We start from the raw sequence: 17,975 nt of genomic DNA, 5'->3' as shown, positions 1-17,975 counted from the left end.
AACATCTTTACAGTTTAGGGGCGTAAAACAAATGGAAGAAACGACTGAGATCCAGAAAACGGAACAGCTGCCTGCTGAAAAGCCGGCAGAAAAACCCAAAAAGAAGAAGCTCAGCAAGAAAAAGATCGCGCTGATTGTTGCAGCAGCACTGATTCTGGTTCCGCTGGGCAGCTGTGTTTACGGAACTCTTACATACAAGCCCACTCTGAACGGCGCCGCCGCTTCCATGGGTGAGATCCGCACCACAGTTTCCTTTTCTGCCAATGTAGCCGGGGATGGTCTGGAGAAGTACCCCATTCCTGAAACCACAGAAGTGGAAAAGGTTTATTTTGAGGTCGGCGACAGTGTCAAGGCCGGTGACCTCATTGTCAAGTTTGACAACAGCGACGCGGTGGACGCCTACAAGAAGGCGACCATCAACTATGAAACTGCCCGTCTGCAGCTCAATGAAACCGAAAAGGACTACTGGGATCTGAAGGAGGACCTGGACGACTGCATCGAGGACATCGAGTTCTACAAGGAAAAGTGGAAGGACTACGAGGACTACGAAACCATCGGCAACACCACAGATGAGGATCTGATCGAGGCCAACCGCCTCTATAATAACTACTTCAGCAAGTGGGAAGCCGCCAAAGATCAGAAGGAAGCGCTGGAAAAGCAGATCCCCTCGGCCGATTACATCAAGATCCAGCAGCTCAACTTTGAGCTGACCAAGATGACCCTGGACGAAGCAGAGGATGTCTACAACAACCTGCCCCAGGATATCTATGCCCAGCACGACGGTGTGATCGAGACCATCGGCGTCACCGATTACGGCACTGCCGCCAAGGGCACTGTGGCTGTTTCCATCCTGACCTCCGAGTCCAACACCGTAGAGTTCAACATCGGACGGTATGACATCGGCGATATTCAGGTGGGCCAGAAGGCCACTGCCACCATCGGCGGCGTGGAATATCCCGGTACGGTCACCCACATCGACTCGGTTGCCAAGGATGACTCGGTCCGTGCCGAAGTTACCCTGGACAATCCGGAGGGTGTAGTGCCCGGCATCTCGGCAGAGCTGGATATTGAAACCTACCTCAACGAAAACTGCCTGACCATTCCCATTGAGGCCTCCAAGACCGACCGCACCGGTGACTACTGCTATGTGGCCCGGGACAACGGCGACGGCACCTACCGTCCGGAGAAGGTATACATCACCACCGGCAATTCCTCGCTGACCTCGGTTGAGGTACTGGAAGGCCTGAATGAGGGGGATATTGTCATCACCAATCCTCCTGCCAACATCGAGAATATGACATCTGCCAGCCTGATCCTGGCCTGAGGGAGGGCTGACTGATGCTGATGAAAGAATATTTGAGGATGGCGATTGACAGCATCCGCTCCAACAAGATGCGGGCGCTGCTGACCATGCTGGGTATCATTATCGGTATCGCATCGGTCATCACCATCATCGCAGCCGGTGACGGCGTCCGTGCCTATATGAACAGCCAGCTCGAAGCTGTGGGCACCAATACCGTCATCATCTCGGTGGATACCGAAGAGGGCAGCGAAAACGACCTCATCACCAACGAGGATATTGAAGCCCTTCTGGAAAATGAAATGGTCCGGGCTGCCACACCCCAGCTCACGGGATATGGCACCGGCAGCTTCCGCAAATCCACCATCATGGCCTCCATCTACTGCGGTACCGAAGGCATGGAAACCGCCAATGGCGTCAGCATGGTGAGCGGCAGCTTCTTTACGGAAAGTGATAACCTCAGTGCCCGGAATGTCTGTGTCATCGATGATGTGGTAGCCCAGAAGTTCTTCGGCACCACCGATGTCATCGGCCTGGAAGTGACCCTGGAATACAAGGACAACATGAAGTCCTACCGCATTGTCGGCGTCTGCAAGAGCCCGTACAGCGGCTTTGTCACCGATGATATGCTCGACTTCCTGCCCGGCACCTTCTATGTCCCGCTCAATTCGGGACTTACCCTGCTCAATGAGAAGGCCCAGTACTCAAGCCTCTACCTGATCTCCAACGACAAGAGCCAGAACAGCGCCATGAGTGATGCCGCTGTGCGCATCCTGGAAGCCCGGCACAACAATGCCGGACGCAGCATCTACTACTCCCAGGATCTCAGCTCCCAGCTGGATATGATCAACGATGTCATGGGTCTGGTGACCAACTTCATTGCGGCGGTGGCTGCCATCTCCCTGATGGTCGGCGGTATCGGCGTTATGAACATCATGCTGGTATCGGTAACCGAGCGTACCCGGGAAATCGGTATCCGCAAATCCCTGGGCGCCAAGACCAATGCCATTCTGCTGCAGTTCCTCACCGAGTCCACCATCATCACCCTGATCGGCGGCCTCATCGGTCTGGTATTCGGCGTAATCGGCGCTTATATCTTCTGTACCATTGGTGGATTCCCGCCGGTATTCACCCCGATCTCCATCATCGGTACTGTGCTCTTCTCGGCTGGTGTCGGCATCATCTTCGGCGTTTACCCGGCGAAGAAGGCTGCCCAGATGAGCCCCATCGAAGCGCTGCGGCACGACTGAGAAGCCACAGCAAAATCCCATCCATCCTATACAGTAAAAATCCCCCGGCCCGGCCGGGGGATTTTTTGCGCGGCGGACATACCCCTGTGTGTTCGGCCATGTGCCGCGTGCGTAAATACGGACTGCTGCCCGCTAAACGCCTGCACATTCAAAAGAAAAGCGCATACACTGTATGATTTTCATATTTTTATTGACATTTGTTGAATAATATGATTCAATACTTATAATAAATGGATGCGTAAAATATGAAGCGAATCGTTAGTTTGTTAGTTTCTGCTGTGATGCTCTTTGCGATGACAGCCACAGCCTTTGCCGGCCCCCAAATGGATAGCACAATGCCAGATGGAGCATATCTGCAATATGATGAAGGCTGGAACAAAGTTTATCGCCATAGCGATTCTTCCATTACTGAAGATGCGGCGCAGTGGGCAGAGGACACATACAAGGATTCTGATGCCGAATATGTAATTACGATGGACTTGGAATCTACAGACGAAACCTACTGCTCCAAACTGGTTTGGCAGGCTTATTATTACGGTCATACTCCATCTGCCGCAAACGGACCCACCTGGGGCGTACGGCTCCCCTACTCCCTTCCGGATACGATCCACAATCTCGACCTTGTTCAGGAATGGTTGTGACTTATGAAACGCTATCTGATCGGCGCACTGCTTTGCGTCACTTTGTTCCTTGCCGGCTGGCTGCTCTTTTCCTTCCCGTATCAGCGGCACTATGCAGAGCGGACTTTTGAGGCTTACACACAGCTGCAGGGAGTGGATCCTAATTCTTTCCTCTCTCTTACTTATCAGAAAGAGTATACACAAAATTCTTACTACATTGTTGTCCATTACAAAGAGGCACCAGGGTTGCGGTATCAGTACCAATACTTTTTCAAAAACAGATGGGGATATCACGCAATGATGCTCATCGTCTATGATGAGCAAAATTGCAGTATCACAGACCATTCGTCGCTGATATATCCCCCCCTCCCCTGGAAATTCGCACTCCAGCCCACAGAATAAGTGCATAATAAAAGGGCGTACCCCCTCTTTCATGGGGGCACGCCCTTTTTGTTTTGTTCTATCTCTCTTTCATCAGGCATAGGTCAGGCGGATCTCATCACCTCCGGCAGTGACCTTCAGCATCGCCGGAGGATCACCGGCACGCTCCACCAGCAGCTCGGCGATGCGGTCCTCCACCTCCCGGCGGATGGTCCGCCGGATGGCACGGCCGCCGCTCCGGTCGCCGAAGGACTTCCTGGCAATCAGGCGGGCAGCGTCCTCATCATAGCCGAAGAGGATGCCTTTCTCCTGCATGGGACCCTTGATCTCGTCCAGCAGCAGGCCAGCGATGCGGGTGTAGTCGTTCTCGTCCAGAGCCCGGAACACCACGATCTCATCCACACGCCCCAGGAACTCGGGACGGAGGAAGTCGCCCAGCGCCTTCATGACACGGTTCTTCTCCGCCTCTTCCGCTGTGCGGTTGAAGCCCATGGCAGAGCTGCGCACATTGCTTCCGGCATTGGAAGTCATCACAATGACGGTGTTCTCAAAGGACACCGTCCGCCCGTGGGAATCGGTGATCCGGCCCTCGTCCAGGATCTGAAGCAGAATGTTGAGCACATCGGGATGGGCCTTTTCGATCTCATCAAACAGCACTACCGAATAGGGCTTGCGGCGCACCTTTTCGGTGAGCTGTCCGGCCTCGTCATAGCCCACATATCCGGGCGGCGAACCGACGATCTTGGAAACCGAATGCTTCTCCATATACTCGGACATATCCAGGCGGATCAGCGGGTCGGCGGTGTCAAACAGCTCGGAAGCCAGCACCTTGACCAGCTCGGTCTTGCCCACACCGGTGGGTCCGACAAAGATGAAGGAGGCCGGACGCCGTCTGGGGCTGATCTGTACCCGGCTGCGGCGGATGGCTGCTGCCACCAGATCCACAGCCTCATCCTGACCGATGACCTTCTTTTTCAGGGCATCTGCCAGGCCGGCAACCTTTGCCAGCTCAGTCTCCTTGATCTTGGAGGCCGGAATGCCGGTCCACAGCTCGATGACCTTGGCGACATGGTCCACAGTCACCTCCGCGGAGAGGGCTTCCTGCTCCACTGCCTCTGCCTGATCCTTGAGCCGCAGGCGTTCGCTGCGCAGTTCTGCCAGCTTTTCATAGTCCACATTCTCGGCCTGCTGCATCTCGGTTTCCTGCTGATCCAGACGCTCCAGCTTGCGGCTGAGCTCACTGTATTCAATCAGCTTCTTGTTCTCCATATTGCAGCAGGAAGCGGCCTCATCCATCAGGTCGATGGCCTTGTCCGGCAGGTACCGGTCGGTGATATACCGCTCTGCCATCACCACGCAGCGGCGCACGATCTCGTCGCTGATCTTCACATGATGGTAGTTCTCATAATACTGCTTGATGCCCTCCAGCACCTGTACCGAGTCCTCGATGGACGGCTCATTTACCGTTACAGGCTGGAACCGGCGCTCCAGAGCCGCATCCTTTTCGATGTGGCTGCGGTACTCATCAAAGGTGGTGGCGCCGATGACCTGAATCTCGCCCCGGGACAGCGCCGGCTTGAGGATATTGGCGGCATTCATCGAGCCTTCCGCATCGCCGGCTCCCACCAGGTTGTGGATCTCATCAATGAAGAGGATCACATTGCCCGCCTTCTTGACATCTTCCACCAGGCCCTTGACCCGGCTTTCGAACTGGCCCCGGAACTGGGTGCCTGCCACCAGGGCAGTGAGATCCAGCAGCCAGATCTCTTTATCCAGCAGGCTGGGCGGGACCTTGCCCTCCACCAGCCGCTGGGCAATGCCCTCGGCAATGGCGGTCTTGCCCACGCCGGGCTCACCGATCAGGCAGGGATTGTTCTTGGTACGGCGGTTGAGGATCTGCATCACCCGGTAGATCTCGCTGTCCCGTCCGATGATCCGGTCCACCTTGCCCTGCCGCACCTTGTCGTTAAGGTTCTCGCAGTAGCTGTCCAGATATTTCATCTTCCGGCGCTTTTTCTCCTGGGCCGGAGTACCCGGTTCATCCGAAGCCGGTTCCTCGGGTTCAGCCGGGAGATTTTCCTCCTCCTGCTGAAGCGGGCCGCCGAACATATTCATCATCGGGAACGGCATAGCGCCGCCCGGTTCGAACCCGTCCTCGTCCCCCATCATATCCATGATCTGATTGCTCATGGACTCAATATCCTCATCCGATATGCCCATGCGGTCGATCAGATCCTTGACCTGAGGGATTCCCAGTTCCTTGGCACACTGCAGGCACAGCCCCTCGTTGACCATCTGTCCGTTTTCCATACGGCTCATAAAGATCACCGCAGGCCGCTTGTGACAGCGGGTACACATAAAATTCTTCATAGGCCCTCCTCCCGCAGCCCGGAAGCCGCGTTATTTTTATATAGCAAAGACCTGTCCTTCACCGGAGGGTGAAAACAGGTCCGGAACATTCCTGCTCACAATGGTATTATAGCGATGGGATATGAACAGAAAATGACAATTCTGACAAAAACAATTAAATTGTTGTCACACTCATGCTGAGAGTGCTAATCTCAGCCCTGTCCAAGCGGTTCCGAGTCGTTCTGCGACTGCCACTGCCGGACAAATACCGGGATATAGAGCGCGAAACAGCCAATAGTAAAGAGGCTCATGCCCCACCAGAATCCCAGACGCAGCAGGGACACCGGACGGGTATCCAGCACAGAGATCACCGACACCACATAAAAGACCAGTGTATAGAGCTTCCCGAACCAATGGGACGCCTCGATCTCATGGTTGCGGCGCAGGATCAACACACTGGCGGCAGCCATCAGCAGTTCCTTGGCAATGAACAGGCTGTACAGCGGCCAGAATCCCGGATACCGGGCCCACATGCAGACAAACACCCCGAACAGGGTGAGCTTGTCAGCTGCCGGGTCCAGGATCTTGCCCAGCTTGCTGGTCATGTGGAAGCGCCGGGCGATCCAGCCGTCCAGCAGATCCGAGACAGCGGACACCACCAGCAGCACAGCCGCCAGTGTGAAGTCCTCCGGCAGGCTGGCAGTGAGGAACACCCAGGCAAAGCAGGGCACCAGAAAAATACGGAACAGCGAAATACAGTTTGGGATAGTCACAGAATGGCTCCTTTCCAGATCAAAGTGGCTGCCATCGACCGTGCCGCCCCCCTGCGACCCGCTCTTCTGCCGCTTGTGGAAGCGGCTCTGTTCAGCTTGTTTTCAGTATACCATATTATGCCATGAAATACCAGTAAAATGGTATAATTGCTTAACCCACATTCAGGAAGTGGGAAAGCGGATTGTTGTCATAGAAAATTTCGGTGAGGAAGCTCTCCTGCACCGCAGCGGGTGTCAGCACACCCGACGGAGTGCCGAAGGTGAAGTAGAACTGCAGCACCAGGGTGAGGATAAACAGGATCGCCGCCGCCTTGACCAGTCCGAACACACCGCCCAGAGCCCGGTTGATGCCGCCCACCAGCGGAATGGAGTTGAAGGCACCGAACGCAATGGCGACAATGTGCAGAACCATCAGCCCCAGGGCGAACAGGATCAGGAAACTCACCAGCTGGATGGCCGAAGTGATCAGCGGACGTACAATGGAGTCGGTGACTGTCTGGGCCAGCTCCGCGGCCTGTGCCGAAGTCACTGCGGAGAGATCCACACCGCCCATCAGGAATTCCGCCGCCGAACGGATGGCCTCAGGCATGGAGGCCAGGGTCTGTTCCAGGGAGCCAGCAAAGGCCTCGGGCGAACCGGCTTCCAGGATGGCGTTGGTGACCGCCTCGGTGATGCGGCCCGCAAAGAACATATCATAGATGGTACCGGAGATGGCATAGCTGATCATCACAGCCAGTACAGCGGCTGCCAGCCAGGAAAGGCATTCGATCAGCATACGCATCAGGCCGTTGTGATAGCCCCGGCGTACCTGCCAGATTACAATCAATACCACAGCCAGATCCATCAGGATAGAAGCAATATTCATGGACACCTCCAGATTCAATAGAGTTTGCAGCGGCAGAGAAGCTGATTATTCCTCCTCTTTTTGCTGCTGGTGACTGAGTTTTTCCAGACTGCTGCCGGTGAGATAGTATACATCATCGCCGATGAGTTCCAGCGAACTGGCGTCCGGCGTATCGTAAACTGCCTCCGGCTGCATCTGCGCGTCATAGACATGCAGTTCATTGTCGGTGAGGACATAGGTGTGTCCCGAATCGGAACGCACATCGATGAAATGATCCGTACAGGCTGCGTACCGCGGCTCGGCAAAGCCCGGGGTCAGGCGCAGCACATTCAGGCTGCGCTCCTCCACATAGTTGCCGGTGACCAGGGTGAAGATCCCCTCGTCAAAGTGGTAATACCACAGGCCCTGGGCACTGAAATCATAGGTATTCAGCACCGTTGCCGCCGAAAGGGAGATCTCATAGAACTTTTTGTCGGTGAGGACATAGAGGTTCTGATCCCCGCCCGATACCGCCATATCCACAATGATCTCTCCGGTGAAGTCCATCCGGCGGGTCTCCTGCTTCCGGGTCAGGTCCAGCAGATTGACGCTGCTCACCAGCTGTCCGTCCTGGGCTTCCAGGGTGGCGGCAGCCAGCACCTCGCCCGAGGCAGGCAGACAGAGATCCAGCACATACCCCTCCGCTGAGTACCACTCATAGATGGAGGCGAATTTGTCATTGTAGACGGTCACCTGGGAAGTATGGGTATCCGACCGGGTCGCCACTGCCAGACTGCCGGAACTGCTGAGTTCCGCGCAGTAGATGGACTTGGCATAGCTCTGGGAAAAGAGCTCCTTCTCCCCGCTGTACACCTTCAGATCGTTGCCGCCCCGGTCATAGAGCAGCGTTTTGGAGCGGTAGCAGGTGCCGTCCACATTGTAGAGGTTGTGGCGGATCTCCCGCACCTTCCGTCCATTGGGGTTATAGTACAGCACCCGGTTCTGTCCGATGACCGCCAGATCTCCTCCGGCATTCTGCAGGCTCACCACATCCGACCCGGTGACCTCCACCGGGAAGCCATCGCCGGGCAGGTACATCGCCAGGAAACTGTTGATGTCCTCGATGTAGGTTCCGCTGAAAAAGCCCTGGACGCCGCTGACAACCAGCCAGGCACCCAGCAGGATGCCCAGGAAGATCCCCAGACGCTTCCAGGCGCGCCGGCGGCTGCGCTCCTTCCGGAGCTGCCGCAGATCGGTGATATTTTCAGCTCTGTTGTCCTTCGATCGGCTCATAGTACACCTTATCCAGATACAACCCGCAGGGCGGAACCCTTCCGCCGGCTCGGGCACGGTTTTTGCTCAGAACAATGGCCCGGATCGCTTCGGGCGTACAGGGGATCTTCCCCATGCCTGCTGCCAGCAGCGTTCCCACCATGATGCGCACCATGTTGTACAGGAACCCGCTGCCGGTCACAGAAAATTCCACCATCTCCCCATCCCGGCGGACGGTGAATTCATAGATGGTGCGCACTGTGTCCTCCACACTGCCCCCGGGACTGCAGAACGCCTGATAGTCATAGGTTCCGATGAACCCCTGAGCGGCGACATTCAGCGCCTCGGCATCGATGGGGTACTTGTAGTATACCCACACCTGATCCTGTTCAAAGGGACTGCGGATCTCACTGTTGCGGATCTTGTAGATATACCGCTTGCCGGTACAGCTGTACCGGGCATGGAATTCCTCGTCCACTTCCTCACAGCGCAGCGCCGCCATATCCGGCGGGAGATCGTTGTTGAGTGCCCGCACCAGCCCTTCACAGGGGATGCGGCAGTTGGTCTTGAACGACACAGCAAAGTCGTTGGCATGAACGCCGGTATCTGTCCGAGAGCAGCCCTTGAGCTGCACCTTCTCAGCCAGGATCTTTTCCAGCACCGGCTGGAAGGTCCCCGCTACCGAAACGGCGTTCTGCTGCACCTGGTACCCATGGTACCGGGAACCGTTATAGGCGATATGCAGCAGCAGATTTCTCATGGTGCCTCCTCTTTTAGTAAATGGACGGGAAATAGGCGTTCACTGCTACCACTGCCGCCAGTACCAGCAGCGATACGGCAAAGCCCGCATAGTCCACACCCTGGTATTTGAGCTGGCGCATCCGGGTGCGCCCGGCTCCGCCATGATAGCAGCGGCACTCCATTGCCAGCGCCAGTTCATCGGCCCGGCGGAAGGAGGACACAAACAGCGGCACCATGATCGGCACCAGGCTCCTGGCCTTGTCCATGAGCCCGCCGCTTTCAAAATCGGCGCCCCGTGCCTTCTGGGCCGACATGATCTTATCGGTCTCTTCAATGAGGGTGGGAATGAACCGCAGCGCGATGGTCATCATCATCGAGATCTCATGCACCGGCACATGGAGCTTGTTGAGGGGCTCCATCAGCCGTTCCAGACCGTCGGTGAGGACGATGGGCGAAGTGGTATAGGTCAGCAGGGTGGTGCCGGCGATGAGACAGATGATGCGCACCGCCATGACAATGGCATAGAACACACCCTGATCGGTGATGCGGATAAAGCCGAACTGGAACAGGACATTGCCGTCCACAAAGAGCATATTCAGCACACCGGTAAAGACGATGAGCATGATCACCGGCTTGATGCTCTTAAGCATCATTTTGATGGGAATACCGGAGATCTTATAGCAGCAGAGGATAAACAGAGCGGAAACTGCCATAGCCTGCAGGTTGCCTGCCAGGAACAGTTCCACAATATAGATCGCCATGAAGATGATCTTGCCCCGGGGGTCCATCCGGTGGATGGGGCTGGTCCCCGGGAAGTACTGCCCGATGGTGATGTCTTTAAGCATGGAGATTTTCCCCCTTTCGGATCAGTTCCCGGATCTGGGCCACAGCGTCCTCCACCCGGAACACATTGGGATTGACCGGATAGCCCTTCTCCGCCAGACGGGTGAAGATCCGGGCCACCTGCGGCACCGAAAGTCCCATCTCAGCGATCTCCTTCTGATGGGAGAACACCTTCTCCACATCGTCGTACATATAAAGGGAACCGTCGTTCATCACCAGTGCCTTGCCCGCATAGTTGGCGATGTCCTCCATACTGTGAGATACCAGCAGAATGGTGCTGCCGGTCTCCCGGTGATATTCCCGGATCTGGCCCAGGATCAGTTCCCGGCCCATGGGGTCCAGACCAGCGGTGGGCTCGTCCAGCACCAGCACCTCCGGACGCATCGCCATCACACCGGCGATGGCAACCCGGCGCTTCTGACCGCCGGACAGCTCGAAGGGGGATTTCTCCAGGTCAGCGGGGTCGATGCCAACCATGGCGGTGGCATGACGCACCCGCTCGTCCACTTCCTGCTCCGACAGCCCCATATTGGTGGGACCAAAGGCCACATCTTTATAGATGGTCTCCTCAAAGAGCTGGTACTCGGGGTACTGGAATACCAGGCCCACCTTGAAGCGGAACTTCCGCACCTGCTTGGGATCGTCCCACATATCCTCCCCGTCAATATACACCTTGCCGGAGGTGGGCTGCAGCAGGGCGTTGAGATGCTGCACCAGAGTACTCTTGCCCGAACCGGTGTGTCCGATCACACCCACGAACTCGCCCTTTTCAATCTCCACATTCACATCATTGACAGCGACTTTCTCAAAGGGAGTGCCCTTGGAGTAGACATAGCTGACATGGTCCAGTTTGATCACACTCATTGTACTATGCCTCCTCTGCCTGTTTTGTCGAATGGATGCCGTGTGCCTCCAGCAGGGCTGCCAGGGCATCGGCACACTCCTCCTCCCCGAGGATGGAGCGATCAATGGAATACCCGGCGTCTGCCAGGTCATTGGCGAGATCGGTGGACTGGGGCACATCCAGGCCGCGGCTCTTGAGCAGCTGCACATGGGTGAATACCTCCCGGGCTGTGCCGTCCAGGATGATCTTGCCGTCATCCACCACCACAACCCGGTCGCACTGGGCAGCCTCGTCCATATAGTGGGTGATGAGCACCACGGTGATGCCGTACTGCTTGTTCATCTCCCGGATGGTGGAGAGCACCTCCACACGGCCCCGGGGGTCCAGCATGGCGGTGGGCTCGTCCAGAACAATGCAGCGGGGACGCATGGCAATCACGCCGGCAATGGCAATGCGCTGCTTCTGTCCGCCCGAAAGCTGATGGGGCGCATGTTCCCGGAACTCATACATACCCACCGACCGGAGCGCATCGTCCACCCGCTGACGGATCTCCGCCGGCGGGACGCCGATATTCTCCGGCCCGAAGGCCACATCTTCCTCCACAATGGTGGCAACCAGCTGGTTATCCGGGTTCTGGAACACCATGCCCACCGTCTGCCGGATGTCAAAGAGCTTGTCCTCATCGGCGGTATTCATGCCGTCCACATAACAGGCACCGCCGCTGGGCAGCAGCACCGCATTGAAATGCTTTGCCAGGGTGCTCTTGCCCGAGCCGTTGTGTCCCAGCACTGCCACGAACTCCCCTTCCCGGATGGAGATGGAGAGGTTCTCCAGCACCGGGATCATCTGTCCGTCGTCCGCTTCATAGCCGAAGCTGATGTCCTCCGCACTGATAAAATCTTTCACAGGTTTTCCTCCCGTTCGCCTAAAAATACCGCAGCCTGTCAGCGCTGCCAGATGGCTGTACTGCCGCAGGGCAATACATAACCGGTGCTCTTCACCGGCAGACCGATCTCATCCGACGAAACCTGTCCGCCGATGCGGTCCCGGATCACTACACCCAGAATATATTCCATCACCGAAGCCGAAAGTCCGGTGGTATAGGAGTTGAGCAGGAAGAAGAGGCTGTCCTCATAGAGCAGCTTGGCAGCTTCCTCCACCAGTGTATAAACCTGCTCCTCCAGCTGCCAGACCTCACCGCCCGGGCCCCGTCCATAGGAGGGCGGGTCCATGATGATGCCGTCATACCGGTTGCCCCGGCGGATCTCCCGGCGGATAAACTTCAGGCAGTCGTCCACGATCCACCGGATGGGACGGTTCTCCAGGCCGGACAGGGCTGCGTTTTCCCGGGCCCAGGCCACCATGCCCTTGGAGGCGTCCACATGGCAGACCGATGCGCCTGCCGCACTGCAGGCAATGGTGGCGCCGCCGGTATAGGCAAAGAGATTGAGCACCTTGATCTCCCGGTTGGGGTCCTTTTTCCGGGCAGCCCGGATCTTCTCCGCCATGAAGTCCCAGTTCACCGCCTGCTCCGGGAAAAGCCCGGTGTGCTTGAAGCCGGTGGGCTGGATCTTGAAGGTCAGCTCCCGGTAGCCGATGGTCCAGCTGCCGGCAGGCATATTGCGCACTTCCCAGCTTCCGCCGCCGCTCCGGGAACGGAGGTACCGGGCATTGATCTTCTTCCAGGAATCCCCCTTCGGGGTGTTCCAGATGATCTGCGGGTCGGGCCGGGCCAGGATCACATTGCCCCAGCGCTCCAGCTTTTCCCCGCCGGAGGTGTCCAGCACCTCAAAGTCTTTCCAGTGTTCTGCTGCTCTCATTTACAAACTCTCCTCGATCTTTTCCGCAATCCTCTGTGCCATGCCGGTGATCTCATCCAGGTCCTCGCCTTCGAGCATGACCCGGATCAGCGGCTCGGTCCCCGACGGACGCACCAGCACCCGTCCCCGGCTGCCCAGCTGGGCTTCGCACTCGGCGATCAGCTCCTGCACCGGACGGTTCTCCGGCAGGAAGTCCTTGACCTGCTGGCTGGCCTTGACATTCACCAGCACCTGGGGATATTTCTTCATCACCGCCGCCAGTTCCGACAGCTTCAGGCCGGTCTTTGCCATGATGCCCAGAAGCTGTACCGCGCAGAGCTGGGCATCGCCGGTGGGCATATAATCCAGGAAGGTGATGTGTCCCGACTGCTCGCCGCCCAGGTTGTAACCCTGTTCCCGCATCCGTTCCAGCACATAGCGGTCGCCCACCTTGGTGGTTTCGATATGTACATCGCTCATCTCGCCGAACTTGAGCAGGCCGATGTTGCTCATCACTGTGCCCACCACGGTGCGCTGGGCCAGCTTATCCTGGCTGATGAGATAGCAGGCGAATACTGCCAGCAGCATATCGCCGTCCACCACTTCGCCCCGTTCGTCCACGGCGATGATGCGGTCGGCGTCACCGTCAAAAGCGATGCCCAGGTCATAGCCGCCTTCCACCACCCGGGGACAGAGCTGTTCAATGTGGGTGCTGCCGCAGTCCACATTGATGTTGATGCCGTCGGGGGTGTCGTTGATGATGGTGAAGTCCGCCCCGATGGCTGTGAACAGCTCCCTGGCGGTGGTGCTGGCTGCGCCGTTGGCACAGTCCACCAGCACCCGGATGCCCTCGGCCCGTGCCGGGGCAGTGGAGGCCAGATACTCCACATAGTCGGTTCTGGCATCGTTGTCCACCCGGATGCGTCCGAAGTCCTGTCCGTCCACCAGCGCATACATCCGCAGGTCGTCCAGGATCAGTTCCTCGATCTCCTCCTCATAGCTGTCGGGGAATTTATAGCCCTCGGCATCAAAGAGCTTGATGCCGTTGTACTCATAGGGATTGTGGCTGGCGGAGATGACAAAGGCTCCGTCCGCCTGATATTTCCGGGCCAGATAGGCCACGCCCGGTGTGGTGATCACGCCCAGCAGGGTCACATCAGCGCCCACCGAGCAGAGTCCTGCCGCAATGGCGCTTTCCAGCATGCCGCCGGAGATCCGGGTGTCCCGCCCGATGAGAAAATGCGGGTGGGTATTGCCCCGCTCCTTGACAACCGTTGCCGCCGCACGGCCCAGATCCAGTGCCAGTTCCGGTGTCATATCCACACCGGCTACGCCCCGGATTCCGTCTGTCCCGAAAATTCTGCCCATACCAATCGTTCCTTCCAAAATTCGTTCTGTGGCCTGTGCGTCACAGGCCGGTGAGGAGCTTTCCTGCCTCACAAAATGCGGATGCGCCTTACTCGTCCTCCAGCAGGCTGAGCTGATCTGCCTCCGGTGCCGGCTGGGGACGCCCGTTCGGCGTCAGTCCCAGATGCTCATAGGCCAGCGGAGTGGCACACCGTCCCCGGGGAGTCCGGGAGAGGAAGCCGATCTGCATCAGATACGGCTCATAGACATCTTCCAGTGTCACCGATTCCTCGCCGATGGCTGCCGCCAGGGTTTCCAGACCCACCGGACCGCCGCCGTAATTGCGGATAATGGTGGTGAGCATCCGGCGGTCGATGGCATCCAGCCCCAGCTGGTCGATCTCCTGCCGGCGCAGCGCCTCATCGGTGATTTCCCGGGTGATGACACCGTTGCCCAGCACCTGGGCAAAATCCCGCACCCGCTTGAGCAGGCGGTTGGCGATTCGGGGCGTGCCCCGGCTGCGCCGCGCGATCTCCACAGCGCCCTCGGCTTCACATTCGATACCCAGAATCCCGGCGCTGCGGGTGACGATCTCGGTGAGCTGCTCCACGGTGTAGAGCTCCAGGCGCAGGATCACGCCGAAGCGGTCCCGGAGCGGGGCGGTGAGCTGTCCGGCCCGGGTGGTGGCGCCCACCAGCGTGAACTTGGGCAGGTCGATGCGGATCGACCGTGCCGAAGGTCCCTTGCCGATGATGATATCCAGGGCAAAGTCCTCCATCGCCGGATAGAGCACCTCCTCCACGCTGCGGTTGAGGCGGTGGATCTCATCAATAAAGAGTATGTCGTTCTCGCTCAGATTAGTAAGCAAAGCAGCCAGATCGCCCTGTTTTTCAATGGCCGGGCCGGAGGTGACCCGGATATTCACATTCATCTCGTTGGCAATGATGGTGGAAAGGGTGGTCTTGCCCAGTCCGGGAGGGCCATAGAGCAGCACATGGTCGAGGTTCTCGCCCCGCATTTTGGCAGCCTCGATATAGATGCTCAGGTTCTCCTTGGCCTTGTCCTGACCGATGTATTCCGCCAGCGTCCTGGGACGCAGGGAAAATTCTGTCTCCGCATCGGCGCCGGTATATTCCGGAGTGACAATGCGGTTTTCAAAATCCATGTCAAATCTGTCCAAATTCCCGCCTCCTCAGCTGTACTGCCGGTCACAGATTCCGGGAGAGCTTCCTGAGCCCTGCCCGGATCATATCCTCAACGCTCATGGTATCGGCGCAGTCCGAAAGAGCGGATGCCGCCTCAGCCTGACTGTAACCCAGGGCTGCCAGGGCTGCCACTGCCTCGCCCCGGTTGCCCTTGCCCATGACTGCCGGCGCCGAAGCCGACAGCGATCCGGCAGAGAACTCGGCTGTGCCCTTGCCGAACTTATCCTTGAGCTCCAGCACGATGCGCTGGGCCAGCTTGGGACCCACGCCCGGAGCAGCGGTGAGCGCCTTGGAATCCCCTGCCATGATGGCAAAGGCCACCTGATCGGCGGTCAGGGACGAGAGGATGGCAATCGCCACCTTGGCGCCCACGCCGCTGACCTGGGTGAGCATCCGGAAGCAGCTGCGCTCCACCTGGGTGGAGAAGCCATAGAGCTCCATGGCGTCCTCCCGGACCGAGAGATGGGTATAGAGCAGTACTTCCTCCCCGGGCTCGGGGAGCTGGGAATAGGTCTGGGCTGACACGGTGCACAGATACCCCACGCCGCCGCATTCCACTGCCGCCGAGCGTCCGTCCGCGGCAATGAGTGTTCCTCTGAGTGAATAATACATAGCCTTTTATCCTCTCTGTTCCAGCTTTCTCCGTTCGATTTCCGCCATCCGCCGGGCATCCCGTGCCTCACTGCGGGCAATGGCCTCCTCCAGACGGCTGCGTCCCATATAGGAGCCCGCCGAATGTCCGTGACAGATGGCAATCGCCAGGGCATCGGCAGCATCGTCCGGCTTGGGGATCTTCTCCAGCCGCAGCAGAATGCGGGTCATCTCCATGACCTGCTTCTTGACGGCCTTGCCATAGCCCACCACCGACTGCTTGACCTGCATGGGGGTGTATTCATAGGTGGGCACGCCCTTTTTCCGGGCAGCCAGCAGGATCACACCCCGGGCCTGGGCCACCATGATACCGGTGGTCTTGTTGTTGGTGAAGAAGAGCTGCTCAATGGCAATGGCATCGGGCTGATACCGGTCGATGACGGCGCTGATCCTATCGTAGACCTGTTCCAGACGCAGATCCGCATCCAGGCCGGCTTCGGTGGTCACAGCCCCATAGGTGATGGGCGTAAAGGTTCGGTTGTCATAGCTGACCACGCCATAGCCCACAATGGCATAACCGGGGTCAATGCCCAGAATGATCATAGAAAAACTCCCTGTTCATGGAGCGGAAAATTGTCCGGTCGAAAAAAGCGCAGACCGCTCCACGATATCTGTTTAAGTATATCACAAACTCCCCCAAAGGACAACAAAAACCCGTCTGTCTGCCGGTCCGGCGCGGATGGAGGCTGTCAGTTTTTCCGCGGGGTGCCGGGCTGTTTTTGGCAGTTTGACCGAGCCGCCCCGAAGCCTGGTTCCCACTGCCCTTCCCCACTGCCGGATCCGCCGAAAGCGGTGGATTTTTTCCACTTATTTTGCAGCAAAACAGAAAAAACTCCGGGAGAACTCCCCGGAGTTTTTAATGCGAAGCTATACCAGAAGTTCCAGTGTGAAGATCACAGCCAGAACCAGGTTGAACCCGCCGGCAAGGACAAAATACATCTGTCGGGTCCGACGGCGGCGGACAGCCAGTCCCAGTACACCCATTACGATGCCGGAGGCCAGCAGGGCCACCAGATAGCAGACGATCCGGAACGGAACCGGCTGGATCGGGCCATCTGCCGGCAGATACCGGGCCGCAAAGCCCGCTGCCAGATAGATTGCCGGCATGAAATAGAGCGGGATCATTGCCAGATCAGCGCCCCGGTTTCCCTTCTGACGGATCACGATGCTCATAGCCAGCAGCATGATCAGCACAGCGGCGCATTCCACAGCCATGACCGGTCACCCCCAAAATAAACCGCTTATGCGCCCAGTTCTGCCTCAAAAGCTGCCTCAGCTGCGGCAGTGTCATCCGCGATGATGACTGCCACATAGTCACCGCTCTTTACCACAGCGGCGCCGTCCAGCTTCTTCACTTCATCGGGACGGTAGGATTCATACTCTGTCTTGCGGGCATCCAGATGGGTCTGGATCATCTCCTCCACAGCAGCGGCATCGCTGGTGCGGAACACCGAGATCTCCTCCACAGTGGCGCCGGTGGGACACATATAAACCGCATAGTCTTCCACACTGTCCGGAATGGTGTAGTAGTTGGGCACTACATCTGCACTGATTGCGATCACTTCATCATTGAAGGTGGTCGCCTCTACCATCTTCTGAGCCAGGCTGTCGGCAGTAACCTCCGAAGCCTGCGAGCTGGAGCTGCTGTTCTGGGAAGCAGTCGAGCTGGAGCTTTCGCCCTGATCCGAATTACTCGAACAGGCGGAAAGGCTCAGTACCATCATTGCGGCAAGTACCGCAGCCATCAGTTTCTTCATTGTAGATATCCTCCAATCTT

19 protein-coding genes are annotated in these 17,975 nt (G+C 57.8%); 4 read left to right on the top strand and 15 right to left on the bottom strand.

Annotated features, from left to right (window positions below):
- The first annotated feature begins 31 nt into the window (after positions 1 to 31).
- The 4 genes from H9X81_RS06490 (at position 32) to H9X81_RS06475 (ending at position 3,572) form a co-directional block, all read left to right on the top strand.
- Positions 32 to 1,324 (top strand): efflux RND transporter periplasmic adaptor subunit, encoded by a 1,293-nt coding sequence (locus H9X81_RS06490; RefSeq protein WP_204720711.1) that lies wholly within the window; start codon positions 32 to 34, stop codon positions 1,322 to 1,324.
- A gap of 14 nt (positions 1,325 to 1,338) precedes the next feature.
- Positions 1,339 to 2,550, top strand: a complete 1,212-nt coding sequence (locus H9X81_RS06485) for an ABC transporter permease (RefSeq protein ID WP_191392757.1) — start codon at positions 1,339 to 1,341, stop codon at positions 2,548 to 2,550.
- A gap of 245 nt (positions 2,551 to 2,795) precedes the next feature.
- Complete coding sequence (locus H9X81_RS06480) at positions 2,796 to 3,191, top strand: hypothetical protein (protein ID WP_204720709.1); 396 nt, start codon at positions 2,796 to 2,798, stop codon at positions 3,189 to 3,191.
- A gap of 3 nt (positions 3,192 to 3,194) precedes the next feature.
- Positions 3,195 to 3,572 (top strand): DUF3139 domain-containing protein, encoded by a 378-nt coding sequence (locus H9X81_RS06475; RefSeq protein WP_204720708.1) that lies wholly within the window; start codon positions 3,195 to 3,197, stop codon positions 3,570 to 3,572.
- 72 nt (positions 3,573 to 3,644) lie between these two features.
- On the opposite strand, the gene H9X81_RS06470 is transcribed toward H9X81_RS06475, so the two are convergent.
- The 15 genes from H9X81_RS06470 to H9X81_RS06400 form a co-directional block, all read right to left on the bottom strand.
- Positions 3,645 to 5,921 (bottom strand): ATP-dependent Clp protease ATP-binding subunit, encoded by a 2,277-nt coding sequence (locus H9X81_RS06470; RefSeq protein ID WP_204720706.1) that lies wholly within the window; start codon positions 5,919 to 5,921, stop codon positions 3,645 to 3,647.
- A 191-nt stretch (positions 5,922 to 6,112) separates the two neighbouring features.
- Positions 6,113 to 6,673 carry a CDP-alcohol phosphatidyltransferase family protein gene (locus H9X81_RS06465; RefSeq protein ID WP_204720704.1) on the bottom strand — a complete coding sequence of 187 codons (561 nt, stop codon included), beginning with the start codon at positions 6,671 to 6,673 and terminating at the stop codon, positions 6,113 to 6,115.
- A gap of 151 nt (positions 6,674 to 6,824) precedes the next feature.
- A complete protein-coding gene (locus H9X81_RS06460; protein ID WP_204720702.1) occupies positions 6,825 to 7,538 on the bottom strand; it encodes a CvpA family protein in 714 nt (237 codons plus the stop codon).
- A gap of 45 nt (positions 7,539 to 7,583) precedes the next feature.
- The gene (locus H9X81_RS06455) at positions 7,584 to 8,789 is read right to left on the bottom strand and encodes a DUF5711 family protein (RefSeq protein WP_204720700.1); all 1,206 of its coding nucleotides are present in this window, start codon (positions 8,787 to 8,789) and stop codon (positions 7,584 to 7,586) included.
- Positions 8,761 to 9,528: a tRNA pseudouridine(38-40) synthase TruA gene (gene truA / locus H9X81_RS06450; protein WP_204720698.1), complete on the bottom strand. Its 768-nt coding sequence runs from the start codon at positions 9,526 to 9,528 to the stop codon at positions 8,761 to 8,763. The genes H9X81_RS06455 and truA overlap by 29 nt, the downstream gene beginning before the upstream one ends.
- Positions 9,529 to 9,541: 13 nt before the next feature.
- Positions 9,542 to 10,354 carry an energy-coupling factor transporter transmembrane component T family protein gene (locus H9X81_RS06445; RefSeq protein ID WP_204720696.1) on the bottom strand — a complete coding sequence of 271 codons (813 nt, stop codon included), beginning with the start codon at positions 10,352 to 10,354 and terminating at the stop codon, positions 9,542 to 9,544.
- On the bottom strand, positions 10,347 to 11,216 hold the full coding sequence (locus tag H9X81_RS06440) for an energy-coupling factor transporter ATPase (protein WP_204720694.1): 870 nt from the start codon (positions 11,214 to 11,216) through the stop codon (positions 10,347 to 10,349). The genes H9X81_RS06445 and H9X81_RS06440 overlap by 8 nt, the downstream gene beginning before the upstream one ends.
- A 4-nt stretch (positions 11,217 to 11,220) precedes the next feature.
- Positions 11,221 to 12,102 (bottom strand): energy-coupling factor transporter ATPase, encoded by an 882-nt coding sequence (locus tag H9X81_RS06435; protein ID WP_177502852.1) that lies wholly within the window; start codon positions 12,100 to 12,102, stop codon positions 11,221 to 11,223.
- A 38-nt stretch (positions 12,103 to 12,140) separates the two neighbouring features.
- The gene (locus tag H9X81_RS06430; protein ID WP_191392765.1) at positions 12,141 to 13,016 is read right to left on the bottom strand and encodes a class I SAM-dependent methyltransferase; all 876 of its coding nucleotides are present in this window, start codon (positions 13,014 to 13,016) and stop codon (positions 12,141 to 12,143) included.
- Entirely contained in the window at positions 13,017 to 14,363 is a 1,347-nt protein-coding gene (gene glmM, locus H9X81_RS06425; RefSeq protein WP_191392766.1) for a phosphoglucosamine mutase, read from the bottom strand.
- Positions 14,364 to 14,451: 88 nt separating this feature from the next.
- Positions 14,452 to 15,507 (bottom strand): Holliday junction branch migration DNA helicase RuvB, encoded by a 1,056-nt coding sequence (ruvB, locus tag H9X81_RS06420; RefSeq protein WP_204720751.1) that lies wholly within the window; start codon positions 15,505 to 15,507, stop codon positions 14,452 to 14,454.
- 43 nt (positions 15,508 to 15,550) lie between these two features.
- Positions 15,551 to 16,159, bottom strand: a complete 609-nt coding sequence (ruvA, locus tag H9X81_RS06415) for a Holliday junction branch migration protein RuvA (RefSeq protein ID WP_204720692.1) — start codon at positions 16,157 to 16,159, stop codon at positions 15,551 to 15,553.
- Positions 16,160 to 16,165: 6 nt separating this feature from the next.
- Positions 16,166 to 16,741: a crossover junction endodeoxyribonuclease RuvC gene (gene ruvC / locus H9X81_RS06410; protein ID WP_204720689.1), complete on the bottom strand. Its 576-nt coding sequence runs from the start codon at positions 16,739 to 16,741 to the stop codon at positions 16,166 to 16,168.
- A 324-nt stretch (positions 16,742 to 17,065) separates the two neighbouring features.
- The gene (locus H9X81_RS06405) at positions 17,066 to 17,413 is read right to left on the bottom strand and encodes a hypothetical protein (protein WP_204720687.1); all 348 of its coding nucleotides are present in this window, start codon (positions 17,411 to 17,413) and stop codon (positions 17,066 to 17,068) included.
- 26 nt (positions 17,414 to 17,439) lie between these two features.
- Positions 17,440 to 17,955 carry a DUF4358 domain-containing protein gene (locus H9X81_RS06400; RefSeq protein WP_177503630.1) on the bottom strand — a complete coding sequence of 172 codons (516 nt, stop codon included), beginning with the start codon at positions 17,953 to 17,955 and terminating at the stop codon, positions 17,440 to 17,442.
- Between the last annotated feature and the right edge of the window lie 20 nt (positions 17,956 to 17,975).

The sequence above is a fragment of the Hydrogenoanaerobacterium saccharovorans genome (genome assembly GCF_016901815.1).
Lineage (GTDB): Bacteria > Bacillota > Clostridia > Oscillospirales > Ruminococcaceae > Avimicrobium > Avimicrobium caecorum.
The sequence above is the reverse complement of the archived record's forward strand: the minus strand, read 5'-3'. Positions and strand labels throughout refer to the sequence as shown.

What these genes read in the sequence shown, in the direction of transcription:
- H9X81_RS06400 (WP_177503630.1), bottom strand. Translation starts at nt 17,955, where the DNA reads ATGAAGAAACTGATGGCTGCGGTACTTGCCGCAATGATGGTACTGAGC.
- H9X81_RS06485 (WP_191392757.1), top strand. Translation starts at nt 1,339, where the DNA reads ATGCTGATGAAAGAATATTTGAGGATGGCGATTGACAGCATCCGCTCC.
- H9X81_RS06475 (WP_204720708.1), top strand. Translation starts at nt 3,195, where the DNA reads ATGAAACGCTATCTGATCGGCGCACTGCTTTGCGTCACTTTGTTCCTT.
- ruvC (WP_204720689.1), bottom strand. Translation starts at nt 16,741, where the DNA reads ATGATCATTCTGGGCATTGACCCCGGTTATGCCATTGTGGGCTATGGC.
- H9X81_RS06440 (WP_204720694.1), bottom strand. Translation starts at nt 11,216, where the DNA reads ATGAGTGTGATCAAACTGGACCATGTCAGCTATGTCTACTCCAAGGGC.
- H9X81_RS06490 (WP_204720711.1), top strand. Translation starts at nt 32, where the DNA reads ATGGAAGAAACGACTGAGATCCAGAAAACGGAACAGCTGCCTGCTGAA.
- H9X81_RS06455 (WP_204720700.1), bottom strand. Translation starts at nt 8,789, where the DNA reads ATGAGCCGATCGAAGGACAACAGAGCTGAAAATATCACCGATCTGCGG.
- ruvA (WP_204720692.1), bottom strand. Translation starts at nt 16,159, where the DNA reads ATGTATTATTCACTCAGAGGAACACTCATTGCCGCGGACGGACGCTCG.
- glmM (WP_191392766.1), bottom strand. Translation starts at nt 14,363, where the DNA reads ATGGGCAGAATTTTCGGGACAGACGGAATCCGGGGCGTAGCCGGTGTG.
- H9X81_RS06445 (WP_204720696.1), bottom strand. Translation starts at nt 10,354, where the DNA reads ATGCTTAAAGACATCACCATCGGGCAGTACTTCCCGGGGACCAGCCCC.
- H9X81_RS06470 (WP_204720706.1), bottom strand. Translation starts at nt 5,921, where the DNA reads ATGAAGAATTTTATGTGTACCCGCTGTCACAAGCGGCCTGCGGTGATC.
- H9X81_RS06480 (WP_204720709.1), top strand. Translation starts at nt 2,796, where the DNA reads ATGAAGCGAATCGTTAGTTTGTTAGTTTCTGCTGTGATGCTCTTTGCG.
- H9X81_RS06460 (WP_204720702.1), bottom strand. Translation starts at nt 7,538, where the DNA reads ATGAATATTGCTTCTATCCTGATGGATCTGGCTGTGGTATTGATTGTA.
- H9X81_RS06405 (WP_204720687.1), bottom strand. Translation starts at nt 17,413, where the DNA reads ATGGCTGTGGAATGCGCCGCTGTGCTGATCATGCTGCTGGCTATGAGC.
- truA (WP_204720698.1), bottom strand. Translation starts at nt 9,528, where the DNA reads ATGAGAAATCTGCTGCTGCATATCGCCTATAACGGTTCCCGGTACCAT.
- ruvB (WP_204720751.1), bottom strand. Translation starts at nt 15,507, where the DNA reads ATGGATTTTGAAAACCGCATTGTCACTCCGGAATATACCGGCGCCGAT.
- H9X81_RS06430 (WP_191392765.1), bottom strand. Translation starts at nt 13,016, where the DNA reads ATGAGAGCAGCAGAACACTGGAAAGACTTTGAGGTGCTGGACACCTCC.